The sequence below is a fragment of the Metabacillus niabensis genome, assembly GCF_902829255.1.
In the GTDB taxonomy this organism is placed as follows: Bacteria; Bacillota; Bacilli; order Bacillales; family Bacillaceae; genus Metabacillus; species Metabacillus niabensis.
This window is the reverse complement of the sequence record NZ_CADEPK010000436.1, coordinates 1-5304: the sequence shown is the minus strand read 5'-3', so window position 1 is coordinate 5304 and position 5304 is coordinate 1. Positions and strand designations below refer to the sequence as shown.

Sequence of the window (5304 nt, the reverse complement as noted above, 5' to 3'; positions counted from 1 at the left end):
CATTTAACGGTATTTATTTAAAGGAGACTGTAAGAAATGTCATTTGATGGTTTGTTTACATATGCAATTACAAAGGAATTAAAGAATTCACTTTTAAATGGGAAAGTGACAAAAATACATCAACCCTATAAATATGATCTTATTTTCCAAATAAGATCAGGTGGAAAAAACCATCGTTTATTTCTTTCGGCACACCCAAGCTATGCAAGAATTCATTTAACAAATGAAGCCTATGATAACCCAAGTGAGCCTCCAATGTTTTGCATGCTACTTAGAAAACATTTAGAGGGTGGAATCATTGAAAATATTGAACAACTTGACATGGAAAGAATCATTATTTTAGACATAAAAAGCAGAAATGAGTTAGGTGATATTACGGAAAAACGGCTAATGATTGAAATTATGGGGAGACATAGTAATATTATTCTCGTTGACAAGGAAAGGGACATGATATTGGATAGTATCAAACATTTGTCTCCAGCTGTTAACAGACATCGAACTGTTCTTCCCGGCCACCAATACGTTTTACCGCCAAGCCAAGGAAAGGTAAATCCGTTTGAAGCAGATGAAGAAACTGTATTAAAAAAGCTCGATTTTAACTCTGGTAAATTGGATAAGCAGCTTGTGGAACAGTTTGCGGGAATTTCACCTTTATTTGCGAAAGAGGCTCTTTATCGCTCAGGCTTAGTGAACCGAAAAACACTTCCAAGCACCTTTTTAGCGATGATTGCTGAGCTAAAAGAGGAGAATATCCTCCCAAGCATTTATTATCATGATAAAAAAGAGCTATTTTATATGATGAGGTTAACTCACATCGAAACATCTGAAACAAAAACGTTCACAACGATTTCTGAATTGTTAGTTCGTTACTATTATGGCAAAGCGGAGCGTGACCGTGTTAAACAACAAGGGAATGATTTAGAACGGTTTATTATTAATGAAAAGAAAAAAAATGAAAAGAAAATCAAAAAACTAGAAGCTACTCTTGACCAAGCTGAAAAGGCAAATCAATATCAGCTTTTCGGAGAATTATTAACTGCAAATCTCTATTCGATTAAGAAGGGTGATAAAACAGCTGAGGTTATCAATTATTATGATGAGACGGGAAGCACTGTTATCATTCCGTTAGATGTTCAAAAATCTCCATCCGAAAACGCGCAAAAATATTTCTCTAAATACCAAAAAGCAAAAAATTCTGTTGAAGTCGTCCAGGAGCAAATTTCAATCGCTAATGATGAAATTGACTATTTTGAACGGATTATTCAACAACTTGAATCAGCATCACCAAGAGATATTGAAGAAATTAGAGAAGAGCTAATTGAAGGCGGCTATTTAAAGCAACGTCAATCGCGAGGCACGAAAAAGAAAAAAAACATAAAACCGATTATCGAACAATATGTTGCAAGTGATGGTACTGAAATTTTAGTTGGCAAAAACAATAAACAAAATGAATATTTAACAAACAAGCTTGCAGCAAGGGATGATTTATGGTTCCATACGAAAGATATTCCAGGCTCACATGTTGTTATCCGCAGTAAAAGTCCTTCTAATGAAACTATTTTAGAAGCGGCAAATATCGCTGCATATTTTAGTAAAGCAAGAAACTCAAGCTCCGTACCTGTTGATTATACCGCTATCAGACATGTAAAAAAGCCAAATGGTGCAAAGCCTGGATATGTCATTTATGAAAATCAGCAAACAATTTTTGTTACTCCTGATGAAGACTTAGTTTTCCGTTTACGAAAAGGATAATCAATTGATTTTCTCGAAGAAGAAGCAGCAACACTTCATTCATGTTGCTGCTTTTTCATTTATCCTCAAAAAGGATATCTTTTATTTTTTTGATTTGTATTGCGGTATTTCTAATACTAATTTATATGAATCTAATAAACTATATAAATTATAAATTTGCGAAACCTGTTTTGCTGCCCAGCCAATATCTGTTGCATACTGATGAGTGGCATAGCCATTTTTCGCAGCCGCAGCAGGATTCCATCTCATTTTATACAAAGTATCCTGTCCAGCGCTTATATAGCCTTGTGCAATAAATTTTGCTCCACCGATAATGGCTGCTTCCGGAGTAAACCAACCTGCATTATAGGCATATTGAGCACCACTTGATAATGCTGTTCCATCATATGCACCAATTCCATACATATTATAAACAGTCTTTCCGTTAACCATAACTCCTGTAGCAAGCTCAGAAGTTCCATTTCCTGTTTCAAGTAGTGCATGAGAAATTAAATAAAGCTCATTTACATTATATTTTTCCGCAGCAGAGATAAACGCATCTGCTTTACCTGCAAGAATGCCTTTCCCTGCTAGAATTTTATTATTCACTTCATTAGCATCTAAATTAGCAGTTACAGATAGTTTAAGGAATTGTAGTGAATCGACAGTTGTATTTAGGAAATTAGAAGGGTTAAGGAAATAACTTACATCTTCAGGGCTAGCATTTACCCAAGACTTATTATAGTTAACTTGATACCAATAATAACCATCTGAACCTAGTACTTTCGAGATGATTTGCAAATTTTCACCCTTATTTACTTTTCCAACTACCCAATGATTTGTTCCTGCGCCACCACGTACATTCCAACCGCTCCCTTTTACTGTACCTGATGTCGAACTAGTTAAAGTTAAGGCATCTTCTCTTATGTATGTATTATACTTTTTATCAGTCTGCGGATTTGCCTTCATTTGAATATTCGTCATATCTTCCAAAGTAATATCATATGATTCTGTTATTTTTTCAGCATCTCCATTAGATGTACCTGGATTATACGGTTCCTTTGAAGTGAGATATTCAGAACTTACATACCCTGTTTTTCCATTCGCTGATACCTTCGCCCAATTATTTTCCTCAGAATAAACCGTTACAATTGTACCTCTTGGCAGTTTTGCTATAATTGATGCTGATGTCGATGCACTTGAACGCATATTTAACGTCGAACCGACCATTACATCGACATATTTAATGATCCCTTCATTTTCGGCTGGAGTCTCGGGTTGTGATCCTCCATTGTTGTCATTCGGGACTTCTGTATCTATGCTGGAAGTTGGTTTTGTTTTTGAAATATAATCAGCACTTACATATCCCACTTTTCCATATGCTTCAATTTTCGCCCAGCCATTCTGAATCGAATGTACAGTTACCTCTAGTCCTCTCGGAAGCTTCACAATAATCGAGGATGATGTTGAAGCACTAGTGCGCATATTTAAACTTGAACCTAAAGAAACATTTACATACATGACTTCCGTTTTTTCTTCTTCTTTTGGAGTATCTGGCTTAGAAATTGGTGCTGTTGTTCTAAGAAATTGTGAACTAACATACCCTTCTATATTATTTACCTTTATTTTTGCCCATCCGTTTGTCTCCGAATATACAACTACCTTAGTTCCATTAGTTAATTTTGTAATTACCTTCGCATTAGTTGAAGGTGATTGTCTAACATTTAAAGCAGAGTTTTCACTTACTTCAACATATTTTGTTGTTGTCGTTGATGAATCTCCTTTATCCTCAGTACCTGGCTTTGATGCTGAAAGGTATTGACTACTTACATATCCGATTTGACCAAACGCCTCAATCTTTGCCCAGCCATTCGTTATTGAATAGACCTTTACTTCCTTCCCCTTTGCGAGTTTAAAAATAATGGAAGAGGTTGTTGATGGGCCTTTTCTCATATTTAGCGATCCACTACTCACATTTACATATTGAGTAGTCGCGACTGGTGAATTAGATGAGTTACCTGAGTTACTAGTGTCTGTTTCTTTCGATTTTAAATATTTTGTACTGACGTAGCCCTCTTTTCCTGCTACCTTTACCTTTGACCATCCATTTGCTTCGGAAATTACCGTTACAGCTGTTCCATTTTTCAACGATGCTAGTACACTCGAACTTGTTGAATTACTTGCACGTAAGTTCAATGATCCACTGCTTACATTGACATATTTCGTTGTTGTTTGTGTATTTGTATCTGGATTGGTTGTGTTGCCATTTTGTTCTTTATTCGATGAAAGGTATTTCGTACTTACATAGCCTTCTTTCCCTGCTACTTTTACCTTTGACCATCCATTTGCTTCGGAAATTACCGTTACGGCTGTTCCCTTTTTTAACGATGCTAGTACACTCGAGCTTGTTGAATTACTTGCACGTAAGTTCAATGATCCACTGCTTACATTGACATACTTTGTTTCATTCTTTGCTGTATTTGGGTTTGTATTCGTATTGGTTGTGTCGCCATTTTGTTCTTTATTCGATGAAAGGTATTTCGTACTTACATAGCCCTCTTTCCCCGCTACCTTTACCTTTGACCATCCATTTGCTTCGGAAATTACCGTTACGGCTGTTCCTTTTTTTAAGGTAGCTAGTACACTCGAGTTTGTTGAATTACTTGCACGTAAGTTCAATGATCCACTGCTTACATTGACATATTTTGTTTCATTCTTTGCTGTATTTGGGTTTGTATTCGTATTGGTTGTGTCGCCATTTTGTTCTTTATTCGATGAAAGATATTTCGAACTTACATAGCCCTCTTTCCCCGCTACCTTTACCTTTGACCATCCATTCGCTTCGGAAGTTACCGTTACGGCTGTTCCTTTTTTTAAGGTAGCTAGTACAGTCGAGCTTATTGAATTGTTCGCGCGTAAATTCAAAGAACCACTGCTTACATTCACATATTTTGTTTCGGTATTCGATGATGTGTTAGTGCTTGTACTTACTTTTGTGTTTGTACTATTATTGCTTTCATTTGTTACTATGTATTTTGAGCTGACATACCCTTCTTTACCTGCTACCTTTACCTTTGACCATCCATTTGCTTCAGATAGGACCGTTACTGCCGTTCCATTTTTTAATGTCATAATAACTTGTGAACTAGTTGACGTATTCGCACGGAGGTTTAGTGTGCCACTGTTTACTTTTACATATTTTATTACTGGATTATTCGTCTTAACGGATTCTTCAATTCCATTTGCCTTAGTAGGAGATAAATATTGTGAACTTACAAAACCAACTTTCCCATTAACTTTTACTTTCGACCATCCATTTGCTTCAGAATAAACGACGACTTCCGTATCTTTAATTAGAGTAGCAATGACTTTAGCTGTTGTCGTTGCACTTTCTCGCAAATTTAGAAATCCTTCATCAATGTCTACATATTTAATTGACGTATTTTGAGAGTTTTCACTAACTAAAGTCTCATGTTGAGCAGCGAGTACTGTTTCTTCATACGCAATTGTAGATAAAACAGCAAAGCAAACACTAGGTAAAAATGCCTTTTTCATATCGTCCTCCTATTAACC

The 5304-nt window shown here is 36.0% G+C and carries 2 protein-coding genes; one reads left to right on the top strand and one right to left on the bottom strand.

Annotated elements, in window-relative coordinates; genetic code table 11:
• The first annotated feature begins 36 nt into the window (after nucleotides 1-36).
• Nucleotides 37-1752 (top strand): Rqc2 family fibronectin-binding protein, encoded by a 1716-nt coding sequence (locus HU235_RS23710; RefSeq protein ID WP_174881797.1) that lies wholly within the window; start codon nucleotides 37-39, stop codon nucleotides 1750-1752.
• 81 nt (nucleotides 1753-1833) lie between these two features.
• On the opposite strand, the gene HU235_RS23705 is transcribed toward HU235_RS23710, so the two are convergent.
• Nucleotides 1834-5286 (bottom strand): SH3 domain-containing protein, encoded by a 3453-nt coding sequence (locus HU235_RS23705; protein WP_174881796.1) that lies wholly within the window; start codon nucleotides 5284-5286, stop codon nucleotides 1834-1836.
• Nucleotides 5287-5304: the final 18 nt, after the last annotated feature.

Excerpts from the sequence above, each read along its gene's own strand:
- HU235_RS23710 (WP_174881797.1), top strand. The coding sequence starts at position 37 with ATGTCATTTGATGGTTTGTTTACATATGCAATTACAAAGGAATTAAAG.
- HU235_RS23705 (WP_174881796.1), bottom strand. The coding sequence starts at position 5,286 with ATGAAAAAGGCATTTTTACCTAGTGTTTGCTTTGCTGTTTTATCTACA.